Annotated in this window: 11 protein-coding genes; 7 read left to right on the top strand and 4 right to left on the bottom strand. The window is 41.4% G+C overall.

The genetic code is table 11. The features are described from left to right. Positions 1-484 precede the first annotated feature (484 nt). The 3 genes from H6G08_RS09325 to H6G08_RS09315 all read right to left on the bottom strand — a co-directional run bounded on the left by H6G08_RS09325 (position 485) and on the right by H6G08_RS09315 (position 3,985). Complete coding sequence (locus H6G08_RS09325; protein WP_096644520.1) at positions 485-664, bottom strand: replication restart DNA helicase PriA; 180 nt, start codon at positions 662-664, stop codon at positions 485-487. A gap of 735 nt (positions 665-1,399) precedes the next feature. Then, positions 1,400-3,271: an excinuclease ABC subunit UvrC gene (uvrC, locus tag H6G08_RS09320; RefSeq protein WP_190540753.1), complete on the bottom strand. Its 1,872-nt coding sequence runs from the start codon at positions 3,269-3,271 to the stop codon at positions 1,400-1,402. A gap of 282 nt (positions 3,272-3,553) precedes the next feature. After that, positions 3,554-3,985 (bottom strand): response regulator, encoded by a 432-nt coding sequence (locus H6G08_RS09315; protein ID WP_190540751.1) that lies wholly within the window; start codon positions 3,983-3,985, stop codon positions 3,554-3,556. A gap of 580 nt (positions 3,986-4,565) precedes the next feature. Between H6G08_RS09315 and H6G08_RS09310 the strand changes: the two genes are divergently transcribed. The 6 genes from H6G08_RS09310 to H6G08_RS09285 all read left to right on the top strand — a co-directional run bounded on the left by H6G08_RS09310 (position 4,566) and on the right by H6G08_RS09285 (position 15,327). Further along, positions 4,566-6,026 (top strand): NB-ARC domain-containing protein, encoded by a 1,461-nt coding sequence (locus tag H6G08_RS09310; protein WP_190540748.1) that lies wholly within the window; start codon positions 4,566-4,568, stop codon positions 6,024-6,026. A 575-nt stretch (positions 6,027-6,601) separates the two neighbouring features. Further along, on the top strand, positions 6,602-13,201 hold the full coding sequence (locus H6G08_RS09305) for a HAMP domain-containing protein (RefSeq protein ID WP_190540746.1): 6,600 nt from the start codon (positions 6,602-6,604) through the stop codon (positions 13,199-13,201). 165 nt (positions 13,202-13,366) lie between these two features. Then, positions 13,367-13,654, top strand: coding sequence for a hypothetical protein (locus tag H6G08_RS09300; RefSeq protein WP_190540744.1), 288 nt, complete (start codon positions 13,367-13,369; stop codon positions 13,652-13,654). A 51-nt stretch (positions 13,655-13,705) separates the two neighbouring features. Then, entirely contained in the window at positions 13,706-14,545 is an 840-nt protein-coding gene (locus H6G08_RS09295) for a CheR family methyltransferase (protein WP_199322446.1), read from the top strand. Between the two features lie 24 nt (positions 14,546-14,569). Continuing rightward, positions 14,570-14,986, top strand: a complete 417-nt coding sequence (locus H6G08_RS09290) for a XisH family protein (protein ID WP_190540742.1) — start codon at positions 14,570-14,572, stop codon at positions 14,984-14,986. Continuing rightward, the gene (locus H6G08_RS09285) at positions 14,974-15,327 is read left to right on the top strand and encodes a XisI protein (protein WP_190540740.1); all 354 of its coding nucleotides are present in this window, start codon (positions 14,974-14,976) and stop codon (positions 15,325-15,327) included. Before H6G08_RS09290 ends, H6G08_RS09285 begins: the two co-directional genes overlap by 13 nt. 37 nt (positions 15,328-15,364) lie before the next feature. Here the strand turns inward: H6G08_RS09285 and H6G08_RS09280 are convergent, their stop codons facing one another. Next, positions 15,365-15,688 carry a hypothetical protein gene (locus H6G08_RS09280; protein ID WP_190540738.1) on the bottom strand — a complete coding sequence of 108 codons (324 nt, stop codon included), beginning with the start codon at positions 15,686-15,688 and terminating at the stop codon, positions 15,365-15,367. A gap of 431 nt (positions 15,689-16,119) precedes the next feature. Between H6G08_RS09280 and H6G08_RS09275 the strand changes: the two genes are divergently transcribed. Continuing rightward, a complete protein-coding gene (locus tag H6G08_RS09275; RefSeq protein WP_190540737.1) occupies positions 16,120-18,234 on the top strand; it encodes a hybrid sensor histidine kinase/response regulator in 2,115 nt (704 codons plus the stop codon). Positions 18,235-19,184 lie beyond the last annotated feature (950 nt).

Here is a 19,184-nt window from a genome sequence, read left to right as displayed (position 1 = left end):
AAACGCCCTCACCCTATAAGGGTGGGGCTAGAAATACGAAGCCTGCCTTCGCAGGCTATCAAACTTTTAGCCTGCGAAGGCAGGCTTTGTTGGTATAGCAATACCCTTCTAGGGTATTGCGTCATTCAATTTTGGATTTTGGATTTACGATTTTGGATTAACCTCTCCTTATAAAGAAGAGGCTTAAATATTGAAAAATTTTTGTTTTTCTTCTGGGTTAACCCAGAGGCTTGAGACCAAATATTTTAGATTTCAAATTTTCATTTAATCCAAAATCTAAAATCTAAAATCTAAAATTGCTTCGGTCAAAATTGGGATGCTCCCCAAATAACACAAGCATGTAACTCAAAGTAAAGTTACCTCAATATATCTTTCCTTCTGCCCTCTGCCCGGTTGGTAAATTTCGGCTTCGCGGTAGTTGAACGAAACCGAACCACTGCCTTTTATTTTGAATTTTGAATTTTGAATTTTGAATTGATTTATCTTAAGTCTTGGCGTAAATACCTGGGGCATAAGCCTCAATGACTTTAGCAGTGCGCGTACAAGTAATCATTAAGTAATCACAAGTTGGGCATTGGGTACGAGTTATTTGACTATCAGATATATAGTGACGTTCAGCTTTACTGCCACAGTTGGGGCAGCAAATTTCTTGTACTATTTGCATTTTAAATTCCCTGGTTTTAATGAATTATGGTGAGTAAAGACAGCCAATCAGACCAGTCAATCACTGGTTTAATGCAAATTAATAAAAGCCTCTATAATTTGCCTGATTTCTTCAAACAAACTTCAATTTTTTAAAACAAGCCCTTATTGTCTATCTATTATCTTATTAGATCTATAAGTGTAACATCTCACTTTGGATATATAAATTAATTTTTGGTAAGGCTCCTATTTAGAAGTTTACTGATCCCTAACAATAATGCTTGGAGATAAACTCATTTGCTGCGATCTCGCAGATTAGTCTGTATATTAATAGCAAAAAGTTAAATAGAGAAAAATACTGTAACTTTAGTCACAAAAATATTTTTTTAAGCTTTGCTTAATGTTTTCTGGGTTGATGTGGGGATGAATTTGTCGGGAAACAATTTAATTAAAACTTCCAATATTTATGACCCAAGACGTAGGTTATGTCTGCTAGGCTAGTGGTTGGTAATGGGTAATGGGGAATGGGTAATTAGGTAATGGGTTATCTCAGTTATCAATTACCCATAACTTTTTTTTAGTCATTTGTCATTGGTCATTTGTCATTGGTCATTTGTCATTGGTCATTTGTCATTGGTCATTTGTCATTGGTCATAAGATATAAAAATATTTCTTAAGGAATTTTTACAGAAAGATTCGCATCAGGATTGAATTCCTGATGACGAAGTAAAGAGAATTTGTCAGCTTTAGATTCTCCTTAAGCAGGATGAAAATAATCGTAGATTTCCTGTGCTAAATGGGGGCCGATGCTCGGGACTTCTGCTAGTTGGGCGGGTGTGGCTTGGCGGATATAATCGACGGAACGGAAATGTCCTAAAAGCTGCTTTTGGCGATAATGTCCTAAACCGGGAATTTCGTCTAAACGCGATCGCTTTAATTTATCACTACGCTGCTGACGATGGAAACTCACAGCAAAACGATGGGCTTCATCGCGCAATCGGCGTAATAGTTGTACTCCTGGTTGTTCTGCATCGGTTTCTAAAGGTTGAGATTCTCCGGGGACAAAAATCTCTTCCCGTCGCTTCGCCAAACTAACAACCCGCAAGTCTTCTAATAAGTTCATATCCTGCAAAATGGCGACAACCGATGATAATTGTCCTTTACCGCCATCAATCATCACTAAATCCGGCCAGTCTGGATTACCTGCGCGTTGTAATTGCGGATCTTCGATATACTTGCGAAAGCGGCGTTGAATGACTTCGGCTAAACTGGCAAAATCATCGGAATGTCCGGCGGTAACGTTGGGATTTTTGATTTTGTAGTGACGATAGTGTTGTTTGGCGGGTAACCCATCGATAAATACTACTTGAGAAGCGACTGCATTTGAGCCTTGAATGTGGGAAATGTCGTAACCTTCGATGCGATGGGGTAAGTCGGGTAAATCGACAATTGCAGCTAAATCTTCCATTGCTTGCTGATTGCGATCGCCTAATTTTTGCATTCTTTGCAATTCATATTGAGCATTGCGCTCTACCATCTCAATTAATTCTGCCTTAGTTTGGCGTTGAGGCGCTAAAATTGTGACTTTTCGCCCTTTACGCCCAGTTAAAACATCTGCCAAAATTTCTGCTTGTGGTAACTCATGCTGTACCAATATTTCTATGGGAATTTCCACAGAATCAGCAGTTTGATAATGTTCTTCTAATACTCGTTGTAAAATTGCCCCAGGTTCAGCATGAGCATCCGCTACAAATGCTAAACGTCCGACTAATTGCCCAGCCCGAATTTGAAATAATTGAATATAAGCTAGTTGTTCATCTGCGGCTAAGGCGATCGCATCCCGCGACACTGTATCATCTGGTAAGGATACTTTTTGCTGTGCCGTCAGGGATTTTAACCCAGAGATTTGATCGCGAATCCGCGCTGCGGCTTCAAAATTCAACGCTTCGGCGGCTTTCTCCATTTGTTGTGTCAAAATCTCAATTAATTCTTGAGTTCGACCTTGAAATACCATCGCTACTTTTTGGACAGTTTTGCGGTATTCTTCTGGTGTAATTAATTTTTGACACACCCCAGGACAGCGCCCTAAATCATAATTTAAACAAGGACGGTCTTTAAATAATGGTTGGGGTCGTTGTCGCAGAGCAAAAATGCGTTTGGATAGGCGTAATATTTCCCTTAATAAACCTGCATCTGTATAAGGGCCGTAAAACTTATCTTTTTCTTTGCCTAATTGACGTTTACGGGTTATAAAAATACGCGGATATGCTTCCGACCATGTGATGCAGACATAAGGATATTTTTTATCATCTTTGAGCAGCACATTAAAATATGGCTGATGCTGCTTAATTAAATTCGCTTCCAGCGCCAAAGCTTCCGCTTCGGTATCGGTAACAATGAATTCAATTTCTGCCACTTGTTTTACCATTGTGGCAATGCGATCGCTTTTATTGTAGCCATCACGGAAATAGGAACGCACCCGCGATCGCAATTTCCGCGATTTCCCTATATAGATAATGCGATCGCCTTCATCCCGCATTAAATAAACACCTGGTTCCGGCGGTATCTCGGCTAGACGGTTTTCCAGGCGTTCGGTATCTTTAACTAGTGTTTTAGCAGTTTGTGTCACGATTCGCAAATAGGTAAATTGACAAATCCACCTATATCTATTTTAGAGAAAATCTCTGGTTAATTGTTAGAGACGCGATTAATCGCGTCTGTACAATGGTCAATGGTCAATGGTCAATGGTCAATGGTCAATGGTCAATAGTATTTTTAAGTTCAGCTTATCTTCCCACCACTTTTTATTGAGCGTTTATTTTCATCAATGCCCCATGACGCCACTTGCTTCAAGCCGGGAAACCCGTCCAACGCAGTGGCTCCCCAATGCCCAATGCCCCATGCCCTATATTTAATATCCCACAACATTGCGAGAAGCTAATTTTTCGCTAATTGTCGTAATTAACTCTTTGAGATTTACAGGTTTGACAAAGTAGCGATAAGCTCCTAATCTCATCGCCCGTTCTTGGTCATTTTTAAATGCAAATGCGGAAACTACAATAATAGGTATTTTGGGAAATGATGGTTTTCTTTGAATTTTTTCTAGCAATGAATAACCATCAATATCTGGCAGTTTTAAATCCAGTAATATTAACTCTGGCTGGAATTTTTCAACAGTTGAGAATAAGGCAGAACCTATCGATAAACTATGGACATTATATCCACAGTAACTCAGATAGTCGCTCATCAACATTCTGTTTACATCATTATCCTCAACGAGCAAGATGCGTCTCAGTTGTTGCGAACTCAATCGCTGATGTATCTGGAGTAATTGTGCTGTCATGTTAGCTGTTTTTGGTTATGAACCCACCACTGATGATCGAAAAAACCGAATTAAACTCCCTATAGCCGATAGAAAATCAAGTAAATTAACTTCATAAATTGCAAACAAAGTTGTAATAAATTCAAATTACTTTTCTCTTGTCCAGGCTTAATAGTATTATCCGAAACACCATTTAACTGAAAAATTAATAATTTCTTCAGCTATTTTTATTGCAACTCATGGTAATAAATAGATTGGTATACTTTCTGATATTTTGTCTTGGCATAAATATACATATGCCAAGGTTTGTATGTCGATAAATGTAAATCCCAACTATAAGTAAGTAAGAACAAAAATTTAATAATTACAAACAAGCCTTTCAACAACATTATCAATACGATATCGGTATAAGTTTATAGATATTCTCAATATTAACGAAAATTTTTAATCATTATAGTCATTACTCAGAGACGCGATTCATCGCGTCTGTACAATTGTCATTAGTGAGTTGCTGCGTTGCTTTGGGTTACTGGGTTGTAGTGACTGCCATAAGGGTTTCCAGGTAAGCCAAAATGGGAATCATCGACTGAGTGATAGGTGTATGTCAAACTCGTTGAGAGCATCAACAGCAGGATTGGTAATTGTCGATAAAGCGAGGTTGCGTCTGGGTTGGACGAAAACCAGTACAGCGCGTTGGTGGGTAGATGCACACACTTCTAGGGCTACTTTACGGCGATTTTGGCAAGGCGATCGCATTCAACGAGAAATTTTTATTGCAATTTGTGAAGCTGTAGGTATTTCTGATTGGGAAGCGATCGCGGATGCTTCCTCAGGAGAATCGGCAATAATTGCAGATATCTCTACACCATACCTCGATTGGCATGAAGCACCGAACGTAGAAAGCTTTTATGGGCGAAATCAGGAGTTAACTCAGCTAGAACAATGGATTTTCGGCGGTTGTAAGTTAGTCGCGATTGTGGGAATCGGGGGGATTGGTAAAACTGCTTTAACGCTGGCTTTGATAGATCGGATTCAATCGCAATTTAATTGCTTGATTTGGAAATCCCTGCAATCTACACCATCTGTTGATTCTCTCATAGATAGCTTGCTGGCAAATTTTGAACCAAGTGCCGATATTATCTATCATTTGCAAAAACAGCGCTGTTTAATCATACTGGATGGATTAGAGGCAGATTCAAGTATATATAATCAATTTATCCAAAAAATCAGCCGTTATCAGCATCAAAGTTGCATTATCATTACTAGTCGGGAAACCCCCAAGACGATAGAAATTGATAATAAGACAGTTTACTGTTTAAATCTCAAGGGATTGGCGAAAACAGAAGCGGTAGAATTATTGCGATCGCGCGGATTTACCGGGAAAGAAATCGGACTATCAGCTTTAATTCACCTTTATCGCGGAAATCCCTTGGCTTTGAAACTGGTAACACCGTTAATTCAATTGGTGTTTGGGGGAAATATCGCCGGATTTTTGACTCAAAATACCTTAGTAATTGGCGATCGCTTACGGGATATTTTAAAACAACAGTTTGCCCAATTGAGCGATTTAGAGCAAGATATTCTTTATTGGTTAGCAATTTGGCAAGAACCGATTGCTTTTGCGCGATTGCAGACTCATCTATTCATAGCCATCGATCCGGCTATGGTGTTAGAAGCGATTATGGCATTAGAAAGGCGATCGCTTTTAGAAAAATGGATCGGTACAGCAGAAATCGCCTTTAGTTTGCAACCCTTGGTAATGAAAGTAGTTACCGACGAGTTGGTAGAACATGCGACAACCGAGATTCAGCAAGTAATCGAGACTCAAGATTTACGCCATTTTCAAATTTTGCGGACACATTGGTTATTGCGTCCTGGTACTGATGATATTGCAGGCGATCGCATTTTGCATCAACTGCGGGAAAATCTCTGGCGAGTATATGGTGCAACTTTACCCCAAACCCTAGAGCCAATTTTCTTGTTGTTAAAGGATAAATCTCCTTTAGCCATTGGTTACATTGCTTGTAATTTAGCAGCAATTATTCAGCAATTAAGCATATAGGAATCCGCTTTGATTACTGAAATTATTTGCATTGGGAGGGAACAGGGAACGGGGAACAGGGAAGAAAAAATCAAAGTTTACTGAGTTTTTTCAAAAATCAAATAGGAATCCTATAGTTTCATAAATAAATTTAGTAGGGGCGGGTTTATTTGGATCTTTGTTAATAAATGAGCATATCTGTGAACCCGCCCCTACTTGTGACTCGGACAGAGCGGCAAAATATAGCAATGCCATGCACTCTAGAATATATTGATTTGCTGGAAACGATATTTAAATATTATTAAAAGTCTTCCTCCCTAAGACATATACCAAAAGGAATAGATAAAAAACTCTGGAAATATTTACTGTAGAAAAATCTCCTAGAAGCGGCTATCCTCAGAACGATGCAAAGGCTATGATTGGCTATATGAGGTGCAAACAAGTGTTGTGTCAACCTTATTTCTCAATAGTTAAGGATAAGGTTATTGGCTGAATTTAACCCCGTTCTAAATATTGCCAATTCAGAACTTAACACTATTCCCCAAGTCAAAATGGGGAGAAAAAATATATAAAATTAATTCCTAAAGGGTATAGTAATGGCAACCGAACAGTTAATCAGAGAAAGCGACAACCTAGATTTAAAACAGCTATTGAGAACGTTAAATGCTGTAAAAAAAGGCGATTTTTCTGCTCGGATGCCTATCGATCAAACAGGAATGGCGGGTAAAATTGCTGATACGCTGAATGATATTATCGATCAGAACGAGCGCATGGCAGCAGAGCTACAGCGCATCGGTAATGTTGTGGGTAAAGATGGTAATGTTTCCGAACGCGCTTCTTTAGGAAATGTTCGCGGTTCTTGGTTAAGTTGCGTTAATTCTGTTAATACTTTAATTACCGATTTAGTCCAGCCTACAGCAGAAACTACGCGGGTGATTCGCGCTGTAGCTAATGGCGATTTATCCCAAACTATCGCCCCAGAAATTGAAGGTAGACCTTTGAAGGGGGAATTTCTCCAAACTGCTAATATTGTTAACACAATGGTAGATCGGCTTGGTTCCTTTGCATCGGAGGTTACCAGAGTCGCGCGGGAAGTGGGGACGGAAGGGAAATTAGGTGTACAAGCTGAAGTTCGCGGTGTGGCTGGTACTTGGAAGGATTTGACTGATAACGTGAATTTGATGGCAGGAAATTTAACTGCCCAAGTACGTAATATTGCGGAAGTTGCAACTGCGATCGCGAATGGTGATTTATCCAAGAAAATCACTGTTAATGTTAAAGGCGAAATTCTCGAATTGAAAAACACCGTCAACACGATGGTAGATCAATTAAATTCCTTTGCATCGGAAGTTACCAGGGTAGCAAGGGAAGTAGGAACGGAAGGGAAGTTAGGCGTACAAGCAGAAGTTCGCGGTGTGGCGGGTACTTGGAAGGATTTAACTGATAACGTGAATTTGATGGCGGGTAATTTAACAGCCCAGGTGCGGAATATTGCGGAAGTGACAACGGCTGTAGCGAATGGCGATTTATCGAAGAAAATTACTGTAAATGTTAAAGGCGAAATTTTAGAGTTGAAAAACACCGTCAACATCATGGTTGATCAACTCAACTCCTTTGCATCGGAAGTTACCAGGGTAGCGCGGGAAGTAGGCGCGGAAGGTAAATTAGGGGGACAAGCTGAAGTTCGCGGTGTGGCTGGTACTTGGAAAGACTTAACCGACAGCGTGAATTTCATGGCGGGTAGTTTAACAGCCCAGGTGCGGAATATTGCAGAAGTAACTACGGCTGTGGCGAATGGTGACTTATCCAAGAAAATCACCGTGGATGTGAAGGGCGAAATTTTGGAGTTGAAAAACACCATTAATACAATGGTGGATCAATTAAATTCCTTTGCGTCGGAAGTAACCAGGGTAGCGCGAGAGGTGGGAACCGAAGGGAAACTCGGTGTACAAGCAGAAGTTCGCGGTGTGGCTGGTACTTGGAAAGATTTAACTGATAACGTTAACTTGATGGCTGGGAATTTGACAGCCCAAGTCAGAAATATTGCGGAAGTAACTACAGCCGTGGCGAATGGCGATTTATCCAAGAAAATCACCGTTGATGTCAAAGGTGAAATTTTAGAGTTAAAAAACACCGTCAACATCATGGTTGATCAACTAAATTCCTTTGCATCGGAAGTAACCAGGGTAGCGCGAGAAGTAGGCGCGGAAGGTAAATTAGGGGGACAAGCGGAAGTTCGCGGTGTGGCTGGTACTTGGAAAGATTTAACCGACAGCGTGAATTTCATGGCGGGTAGTTTAACAGCCCAAGTACGGAATATTGCAGAAGTAACCACGGCGGTGGCGACTGGTGATTTATCCAAGAAAATCACCGTGGATGTGAAGGGCGAAATTTTGGAGTTGAAAAATACCATCAATACAATGGTGGATCAATTAAATTCCTTCGCTTCTGAGGTAACCAGGGTAGCGCGAGAGGTGGGAAGTGAGGGGAAACTGGGAGTACAAGCTGATGTACGCGGTGTTGCGGGAACTTGGAAAGACTTAACCGACAGCGTGAATTTTATGGCGGGTAGTTTAACAGCCCAAGTGCGGAATATTGCGGAAGTAACTACAGCTGTGGCGACTGGTGATTTATCCAAGAAAATTACTGTGGATGTGAAGGGCGAAATTTTGGAGTTGAAAAATACCATCAATACAATGGTGGATCAACTTAGTTCCTTTGCATCGGAGGTAACCAGGGTAGCGCGAGAGGTGGGAACGGAAGGTAAATTAGGCGTACAAGCAGAAGTGCGCGGTGTGGCGGGAACCTGGAAAGATTTAACAGGCGCGGTGAATATGATGGCTGGAAACCTCACCGATCAAGTAAGGAATATAGCAGAAGTTGCAACTGCGATCGCAAACGGTGACTTATCCAAAAAAATTACTGTCCAAGTTAAAGGCGAAATTCTGGAGTTGAAAAACACCATCAATATCATGGTGGATCAATTAAATTCTTTCGCCTCGGAAGTAACCAGGGTAGCAAGGGAGGTGGGAAGCGAAGGAAAATTAGGCGTACAAGCCGATGTAAGGGGTGTTGCGGGAACTTGGAAAGACTTAACCGACAGCGTAAATTTCATGGCGGGTAGTTTAACAGCCCAAGTGCGGAATATCGCCGCAGTTACTACCGCAGTGGCGAATGGCGATTTATCGAAGAAAATTTCTGTGGATGTGAAAGGGGAAATTTTGGAGTTGAAAAACACCGTCAACACGATGGTGGATCAACTTAATTCTTTCGCCTCTGAGGTAACCAGGGTAGCGCGAGAGGTGGGAACCGAAGGAAAACTCGGTGTACAAGCTGAGGTGAAGGGAGTTGCGGGAACTTGGAAAGACTTAACCGACAGTGTAAACTTCATGGCGGGTAGTTTAACAGCCCAAGTACGGAATATTGCAGAAGTTACCACAGCAGTGGCGAATGGTGATTTATCGAAGAAAATCACCGTGGATGTGAAGGGTGAAATTTTGGAGTTGAAAAACACCATCAATACAATGGTGGATCAATTAAATTCCTTTGCTTCAGAGGTAACCAGGGTAGCGCGAGAGGTGGGAACGGAAGGTAAATTAGGCGTACAAGCCTACGTCAGAGGTGTGGCGGGAACTTGGAAAGACCTCACCGACAATGTAAACTCAATGGCGGGAAACTTAACAGCCCAAGTGCGGAACATTGCAGAAGTTACCAAAGCCGTGGCGAATGGCGATTTATCGAAGAAAATTACTGTAGATGTGCGCGGGGAAATTTTGGAGTTGAAAGACACCATCAATACAATGGTGGATCAACTGAGTTCCTTTGCATCGGAAGTAACGCGGGTAGCAAGGGAAGTGGGAACGGAAGGAAAATTAGGCGGGCAAGCCCAAGTGCAAGGTGTGGCGGGGACTTGGAAGGATTTAACTGATAATGTCAACTCAATGGCGGGGAATTTAACAGCCCAGGTACGGGGTATCGCCAGAGTTGTTACCGCAGTGGCGAATGGAGACTTGAAACGCAAACTCATGTTAGATGCGAAGGGAGAAATTGAAACCCTCGCGGAAACAATCAACGAAATGATTGATACCCTAGCAACCTTCGCCAATCAGGTAACTACAGTAGCGCGGGAAGTAGGAATTGAAGGAAAATTAGGCGGACAAGCCAGAGTACCTGGTGCTGCGGGTACTTGGAAAGATTTGACGGATAATGTCAACGAACTCGCTGCAACTTTAACTACACAGCTAAGAGCGATCGCAGAAGTTGCAACAGCCGTAACCAAAGGCGATTTAACTCGGTCGATTGCGGTGGAAGCTTTAGGAGAAGTCGCCATCCTCAAAGACAACATCAACCAAATGATCGCTAACCTACGGGAGACTACCCAGAAAAATACTGAGCAGGATTGGTTGAAAACGAACCTCGCTAAGTTTACCCGCATGTTACAAGGTCAACGTGACTTAGAAACTGTTTCTAAACTCATCCTCTCAGAACTTGCACCATTAGTAGGCGCACAACATGGCGTATTCTACATGATGGAAGCCGCAGATCATCAGGCTTTCCTCAAATTACTCAGTAGCTATGCTTATCGCGAACGCCGTCATTTAGCGAACCGCTTCTACTTGGGTGAGGGTTTGGTGGGACAATGCGCTTTGGAAAAAGAAAGAATTCTGTTAACAGAAGTGCCGAGCGATTATGTGAAAATTAGCTCAGGTTTAGGCGAAGCTTCACCTTTGAATGCAGTTGTCTTACCTGTGTTGTTTGAAGGACAAGTGACAGCCGTGATAGAATTAGCTTCCTTCCGGCGCTTCAGTGAAATACATTTAACCTTCTTCGATCAACTCACCGAAAGTATTGCGATCGTTTTAAATACCATCGCCGCTTCCATGCGCACCGAAGAATTACTCAAACAATCCCAATCCTTAGCCGAAGAACTGCAAACCCAGCAAAACGAACTCCGGGAAACCAACAAGCGGCTAGAACAGCAAGCCCAATCACTCAAAGCCTCCGAAGATTTACTCAAAGGACAGCAAGAAGAACTGCAACAAACCAACGCCGAATTAGAAGAAAAAGCCGAGTTGTTAGCGTTGCAAAAGAAAGAAGTTGAGCGGAAGAATTTAGAGATAGAACAAGCGAGACGTTCTTTAGAAGAGAAAGCCGAACAACTAGCCCTCTCATCTAAATATAAATCCGAATTTCTCGCGAATATGTCCCACGAACTGCGGACACCCCTAAATAGTTTGTTAATTTTAGCGCGGTTATTAGCCGATAACACCGAAGGTAATCTCACCACCAAACAAATTGAATATAGTCAGACAATTTACTCTGCGGGTACTGACTTATTAACCTTAATTAACGACATTCTGGATTTAGCGAAAATCGAATCTGGAACCATGTCCATTGATATGCATCAGATGCTATTTTCGGAATTAGGCGATCAATTAGAACGCACCTTTGGACAAATAGCTCAGAATAAAGGACTGGGCTTTACAATTGAACTTGCGCCGGATTTACCCAAAACTCTCTACACAGATAGCAAACGTTTACAACAAGTCTTAAAGAACTTACTTTCCAACGCTTTTAAATTTACCGAACGTGGAGAAGTTCGTTTACGAGTAGAAGTAGTCAAAGCCGGTTGGAATTCATCACAAGAAACCTTGAATCGCGCCCACAGTGTAATTGCTTTCTCAGTCAGCGATACAGGTATCGGAATTGCGCCAGATAAACAAAAAGTAATATTTGAAGCTTTCCAACAAGCCGATGGTAGTACTAGTAGAAAATACGGCGGTACGGGATTAGGTTTATCAATTAGCCGAGAAATCGCCCGCTTATTTGGTGGAGAAATTAAACTTGTTAGCGAACCGAATCAAGGTAGTACCTTTACTTTCTACCTTCCCCAAACCAGCCCAGAGTTACGCGGGTTGAGTTCTGAAGTTTTAACACCAAAGCCAATTTCTAGTCCTCAATTCCTCGCTGCTACTAACCATTCTCCCGTACTCAACGACGATCGCGCAATCTTAGCCGAAGACGATCGCGTTTTATTAATCGTCGAAGATGATATTAATTTCGCCCGTATCCTTTTAGATATGGCGCGACAGCAAGGATTTAAGGTAATTACCGCCCAAAACGGCAGTATTGGACTTACCTTAGCCCAGCAATATCATCCTTCCGCCATTTTATTAGATATCCGCCTCCCAGAAATGGACGGTTGGACGGTGTTAGACAGGTTAAAACATAACCCCAAAACCCGCCACATCCCCGTACATATCATCACCGTAGAAGAAGGAAGACAGCGCGGTTTACAACTCGGTGCGATCGCATATTTACAAAAACCCTTAACCAGCGAAGTGATTTCCGAAGCCTTAACTAAAATTAAAGGCTTTATCGAACGGCGCGTGAAAAACCTGCTAGTAGTAGAAGATGACGACACCCAACGCCACAGCATCGTCGAATTAATTGGAAATAACGACGTAACTACCACAGCAGTGGGTACAGGTGCAGCCGCCTTAGAAGCCATTCAAAATAAGTATTATGATTGTCTAGTGCTGGATTTAGGTCTACCAGATATGACAGGTTTTGAGTTAATCGAGCAGATTAAACTCTTACCCAATGGGAAAAGCTTACCAATCATTGTTTATACAGGTCAAGAACTGAGTAGAACCCAAGAAACAGAACTAAGACGGTTAGCTGATACCATCATCGTCAAAGATGTGCGATCGCCTGAACGTCTCTTAGATGAGACAGCACTATTTTTACATCGCGTCCAAGCAAATCTACCAGCACCAAAACGGGAAATATTAGAACAGCTACATGCTAGAGACTATTTACTCACAAATAAAAAAGTCTTAATTGTAGATGACGATGTGCGTAACATCTTCGCCTTAACAAGTATGCTCGAACGATATCAAATGCAAGTAGTCTATGCCGAGAATGGTAGAGAAGGAATTGCCATTTTAGACAATACACCAGACATTGATATTGTGTTGATGGACGTAATGATGCCAGAAATGGACGGTTACGAAACAACCAAACTCATCCGCCAAAACAATAAATTACGCAGCCTCCCAATTATTGCCCTCACCGCCAAAGCCATGCAAGGCGATCGCGAAAAATGCATCGCCGCCGGTGCATCAGACTACATCACCAAGCCTGTAGATACGGAACAATTGCTTTCTTTATTGCGCGTTTGGTTGTATAGGTAAGGGCATGGGGCTAGGGCGTGTTTTCAAACTCTAAATTAGACTTAATTGTAGGTTGGGTTGAGGAACGAAACCCAACATTTACGTCACTAGGGGCTTAGGGGCTAGGGGCTAGAGGTTTTGAGGTTGGAAGTTAGAGTTTTGATTGCGGAGGTTGGGGCTTTTATCTTGGAAATTGTAGTTTTAAGCATGAATGTTGCGCCTTTTATCTCGAAAGTTGCACCTTTCAGCATGAATGTTGCGGCTTTTATCCCGGAAGTTGCAGCTTTAAACCTCAACGTTGCGCCTTTGATGTCGGAAGTTGCAGCTTTAAACCTCAACGTTGCGCCTTTGATGTCGGAAGTTGCAGCTTTAAACCTCAACGTTGCGCCTTTTATCCCGAAAGTTGCAGCTTTAAACCTCAACGTTGCGCCTTTTATCCCGAAAGTTGCACCTTTCAGCCTAACTTTTGATTAATAATACCCCATTCCCCATGCCCCATGCCCAATGCCCCATGCCCAATGCCCAATGCCCAATGCCCAATACCCCATGCCCCATTTAGAAGACATCGAAATTCAACTTTTGCTAGAGGGCATATACCGTTACTATGGTTTAGATTTTCGCAATTATGCGCTAGCTTCTCTAAAACGTAGAATTTGGAATACTATTCGCGCAGAAAATTTAACTACCATCTCCGCTTTACAAGAAAAAGTCTTGCACGATCGCGAATGTATGGAACGATTTTTATTAAATCTTTCCGTTCATGTAACTTCCATGTTTCGCGATGCTGACTTTTACATTGCCTTTAGAAATAAAGTTATCCCCCTGTTAAAAACCTATCCTTTTATTCGCATCTGGCACGCAGGTTGTTCTACTGGCGAAGAAGTTTATTCTATGGCAATTTTGCTGCAAGAAGAAGGACTTTATCATCGCTCTCGTCTTTATGCCACAGATATGAATGAAACAGTATTGCGCAAAGCAAAAGAGGGGATTTTTCCTTTAGAATTAATGCAGCAGTATACCCATAATTATTTACAAGCAGGGGGTAAAACTTATTTTTCTGAATATTACACAGCCGCCTATGATAGCGCTATCTTTCGCTCATCCTTAAAGGATAATATTGTCTTCTCCCCGCATAATTTAGTTACAGATAGTTCTTTTAATGAATTTAATGTCATCTTTTGCCGCAACGTTTTAATCTACTTTGATAAAACCCTGCAACAGAGAGTACATCATTTACTTTATGAAAGCCTAATTAGGTTTGGCATATTAGGTTTAGGACGCCAAGAATCTCTGAAATTTACACCTTATGAACAACAGTATGAAGCTTTAGATGTTCGTGAGAAGCTTTATCGGAGAATAAGTTAAAATTAAAGATAAAAAAGTCACTCCATGCCTGCTAAAGATATTTACCATGATGCTGTCAAAAATGCTCTGATTAAAGATGGTTGGCTAATAATTGCTGACCCTTACATAATTAAATATGAAGACGCTGAACTTTATGCTGATTTAGCTGCTGAGAAACCAATAGCAGCAGAACGCCAAGGGCAAAAAATTGTTGTTGAAATTAAAAGCTTTGTCGGGAAATCTCAGATGTATGACTTTCATAACGCCCTGGGTCAATACATCGTTTATCGTAACCTTATCCAAGTCAGTGAACCTGAATATAATTTATATCTAGCAATTGACGACATTGTTTATTTTAACTTTTTTCAACGTCCATCAATTCAGCTAATTATCCGCCAAAATAACCTGCAATTAATGATTGTCGATACTGAACAGGAGCAAATTGTGCAATGGATACCTTAATCCAATATCGCAATACTGTGCAAAAAAACATTAAAAGATACTACGAACTCAGCAATACTCAATCTGCTAAAAATACAGAACCGACAATTAGCGATCGCCTGATTTTAGACGAACAACGCGATCAATACCTGTGGCTGCGTTGTGGTTGGGATGGCAAAAGACGAGTACAACACATTATTTTATACTTGCAGATTCACAACGGTAAAATCTGGGTGGAAGAGGATAGCACCAACTTGGCAATTGTTGACGATCTATTAGCCGCAGGTATTCCTCAGACGGATATCATTCTCGGTTTTCATCATCCTAGTAAACGAGCATTAACGGAATTTGCGATCGCCTAGAGTGAGTCAACAGTCAACAGTCAACAGTCAACTGAGCCTATAGCCATAACCTACCACAGGTTCCAGTGTCGTTGAGTCGAAAAATAGTCAGTTTCACTTCGTTAGTCTTACCGTAAGCATCACGAATTTTTTGGATTATACCGTTTAATGTAGGATCGAGGAGGTAATTCTCAGTTTCGTGGTCAATTGCAATATGCCAGTTGTTGTAAGCTTCTCTAAGTTGGGGACGTAAACGCTCAAAAATTACACGGGATTTTGCAGCAATCGCATCACGTTGTTCTTGGCGGCGAATTTTTTCTGCTGCTGCTATGGGAGATGGCGGTAAGATGCGAGTACGTCGTGGTGGGGAAACCTGAGTCATATGCAATATCAAGATGCGATCGCTGCTGTGATTCAATTATGGATTAATTTTGACCTACCAAAGACAGTTTTGATATTAACTATTCTCACCCAATAGTTAAATTGCATAACGAAGCAATGAAAATCTCTCGTAAGAGTCAACAGTCAACCGTCAACAGTCAACAGTCAACAGTCAACAGTCAACCGTCAACAGTCAACAGTCAACAGTCAACCATCAACCATCAACCAAGCTTTTGACAGCCAACTACGATCTTTCTACAATGACCCTTGAGAAACGAAAATCAAGTCTTTGAGCAAAACATCTAGTATATCTTTATTCCTTTTCCTCAAAGCTGTAACCTGAGATAGTTGTAAAAGTCCTCCAGAAAGTCGAAAGTCTATAAAAAAGCATAGAAACTAATTTTTTAGTCTAGCTAGGAGTCTATACCCATAATGCCGTCTGAATTACCAGTAAATATTCTCCTGGTTGATGACCACGCCGAAAACTTGTTGGCTTTAGAAGCCATATTACACAGCCTGGGTCAGAATCTGGTAAGGGCGACATCGGGGGCCCAAGCTTTGAGATGTTTGCTTAATCAAGATTTTGCGGTAATTTTGCTCGATGTGCAAATGCCGGAGATGGATGGATTTGATACAGCCACTCTCATCCGCCAAAGAGAGCGATCGCGTCATACGCCGATCATTTTTTTGACGGCATTTAGTACCAACGAATCAATGGTATTTAAAGGCTATTCTTTAGGCGCAGTAGACTATCTATTTAAGCCCATTGAGCCAGAAATATTGAAATCAAAGGTGGCGGCGTTTGTCGATTTATTCCAAAAAACTGCAGAGGTAGAACGTCAAGCCGCCCAATTAGCAGCCTTAAATGCGAGTTTGCAAAAGAGTGAAGAACAATTTCGTTCTTTGTGTGTTAACTCCCCAATCGGCATTTTTTTAACAGATGCAGATGGTAATTGCACTTATACAAATCCCCGCTACCAAACAATTTTAGGGATTTCAGGTGAAGAATGTTTAAACAAAGGTTGGTTGCGATCGCTAGCACCCCAAGATAGAGAAACTATCTTTGCAGATTGGACAAGCTGCGCCCAACAAGGTACAGAATACTATAACGAGTTTACTATTCTCACCCCAGAGGGGGATGTAAAATGGTTAACTTTGCGTTCCTCACCGATGCTATCTGAGCAAGGTAAAGTGATTGGTTATGTAGGTACAGTAGAAGATATTAGCGATCGCAAACGAGCGGAAGAAGAACGCGCTAAATTAATCCGCGAACAAGCTGCACTCAAAGAAGCGGAAGCCGCCAACCGCATGAAAGATGAGTTTTTAGCCACCTTATCTCACGAACTACGCACACCTTTAAATTCAATTCTCGGTTGGTCGAAGCTTCTGCGCAATCGCAAACTCGATGAAAAAGCTACGGCGCGAGCTTTGGAAACCATTGAACGCAACGCCCTATTACAAGAACAACTCATCGAAGATATTTTAGATGTCTCGCGCATCATTCGCGGCAAACTATTTTTAAATATTTGCCCCGTCAATTTAGTGACAGTGATTGACGCCGCCGTAGATACAGTACGTCTCCAAGCCGAAGCCAAAAATTTGACATTTGAATTTGCGATCGCACCCAGTGAAGCGGGTAGCATTGATGAAGTCAGGAAAAAAGCCAAAAAGCTAAAAGAGAATAACGGCTACGTCTCTGTAGCTAGCCATCTAGCTTCACCCTTTATGGTTTCTGGCGATCCCGATAGATTACAACAAGTCGTCTGGAACCTACTCAGCAATGCAATTAAATTCACACCCCAAAACGGGCGAGTGGAAATTAGATTATCAGCGATTAAGGGTAAAGAAATCAAAGACAACTACGCCCAAATTCAAGTGAACGATACAGGTATAGGCATAAAACCCGACTTTTTACAATATGTATTCGATCGCTTTCGTCAAGCTGACGGCAGTACAACTCGCAGTCATACTGGCTTAGGATTAGGATTAGCGATCGCCCGTCACTTAGTAGAATTACATGGCGGAACGATCCACGCTGATAGCCCTGGTGAGGGACAAGGCGCAACATTTACTGTCAGATTACCATTTTTAGCAGCTAAAACCCAGGAAAGCGGCGAAAATTCCCCGGAAAAAGCCTTAGTTACCCCCAAATTACCCCTAAAAAATTTACGACTGCTAGTAGTCGATGACGATACTGATACCCGCCATTTTCTCACCGTCGCCTTACAGCAAGCTGGTGCAGAAGTCACATCTGTAAATTCCGTCAAAGAAGCCCTGGCTGCAATTCAACAATCTTCCCTAGATATTTTAATTAGCGACATTGGAATGCCAGAAGAAGACGGCTATACATTAATTCGCAAAGTCAGACTGCTACCACCAGAACAAGGCGGAACAATTCCCGCGATCGCTCTTACCGCCTATGCTAGAGAAGAAGACGCCAAACAAGCAATAGAAGCTGGTTTTCACATGTATGCTACCAAACCCGTAGAACCAACTCAATTAATTGATGCGATCGTTAAATTAGCCGAACAGAATTACCCAAATTAAAATATTTCGTAATTATACCAATTTGAAAAAATCCGACAGATTGTAGGGGCACTGGCACTGCCATGCCCTATAGAATATTTTGATGTGTAGCAAAGATTATTTGAATTGGGATAAGGGACTTCCAAATAAAAAAATATTCCAATCATTAACTTACCAAACCCGCAACTCGTAGGGGCGGGGTTACCCCGCCCCTACAATTTGGCATAATTTATTTTTTGGAGTTCCCTAAGACAAAGGCTATTTTTAGCAAGTGCGATCGCAAAAACGAGAAAACCTAGCTGCCATAAAGCTTGTTGTTCAACATTGCAATTTTTAAGCAATTAATCAACCCAAAAACTTGCGCAAAACACCAAAATGATTGCGCGATTTACCGAAATGAGTAAGCAACAAGGCTTTTTATCTGCGGAAAACACCAAAATGAGTGCGTGATTTACCAAAATGAGAAAGCAATCAGGCTTTTTAAGTAGATGAAATGGCTTTTTACCTGCGGAAAACACCAAAACCAGAAAGCAATAAGGCTTTTTGAGTAGTTGAAATGGCTTTTTAAGTAAGTGAAATGGCTTTTCGCTTACTTAAAACATCTAAATGAGAAAGTAATCAGCTTTTTTGTTTACTCAAAATATAAAAATGAGTCTCTAATTTAAAGAAATCATCAAGGGATGTCTACCACAGGCTACGCCTACAGACTTTTTGAGTCAGCAATCAGTTAGAGCATTACAAATCGCCTGTATCATACCCATTTGAAAAAACAATGCGACAGATGGTAGGGGCATGGCACTGCCATATCCTCTAGAATATATTGATGTGTCGCCAACATTATTTGAATTGGTATGACAGCATATTTCAGATAAATGAGGTACGCGCTTCGGGCATGGCAATGCCAGTGCCCCTACAATCAAAAATAATCTGTACCTCACCAAGTGGCAATTTGCTGTATTTGTATTGATATT

The sequence above is a fragment of the Calothrix anomala FACHB-343 genome (assembly GCF_014696435.1).
Taxonomy (GTDB): Bacteria; Cyanobacteriota; Cyanobacteriia; order Cyanobacteriales; family Nostocaceae; genus Aulosira; species Aulosira anomala_A.
Note: the sequence above shows the minus strand (reverse complement) of the source record. Positions and strands in the feature narration are given on the sequence as shown.

Bases quoted from the DNA above. Each gene is read 5' to 3' on its own strand.
- H6G08_RS09325 (WP_096644520.1), bottom strand. From the start codon at position 664: ATGCAAATAGTACAAGAAATTTGCTGCCCCAACTGTGGCAGTAAAGCT.
- H6G08_RS09305 (WP_190540746.1), top strand. From the start codon at position 6,602: ATGGCAACCGAACAGTTAATCAGAGAAAGCGACAACCTAGATTTAAAA.
- H6G08_RS09285 (WP_190540740.1), top strand. From the start codon at position 14,974: ATGGATACCTTAATCCAATATCGCAATACTGTGCAAAAAAACATTAAA.
- H6G08_RS09280 (WP_190540738.1), bottom strand. From the start codon at position 15,688: ATGACTCAGGTTTCCCCACCACGACGTACTCGCATCTTACCGCCATCT.
- H6G08_RS09295 (WP_199322446.1), top strand. From the start codon at position 13,706: ATGCCCAATGCCCAATACCCCATGCCCCATTTAGAAGACATCGAAATT.
- H6G08_RS09315 (WP_190540751.1), bottom strand. From the start codon at position 3,985: ATGACAGCACAATTACTCCAGATACATCAGCGATTGAGTTCGCAACAA.
- H6G08_RS09310 (WP_190540748.1), top strand. From the start codon at position 4,566: ATGTCAAACTCGTTGAGAGCATCAACAGCAGGATTGGTAATTGTCGAT.
- H6G08_RS09290 (WP_190540742.1), top strand. From the start codon at position 14,570: ATGCCTGCTAAAGATATTTACCATGATGCTGTCAAAAATGCTCTGATT.
- H6G08_RS09275 (WP_190540737.1), top strand. From the start codon at position 16,120: ATGCCGTCTGAATTACCAGTAAATATTCTCCTGGTTGATGACCACGCC.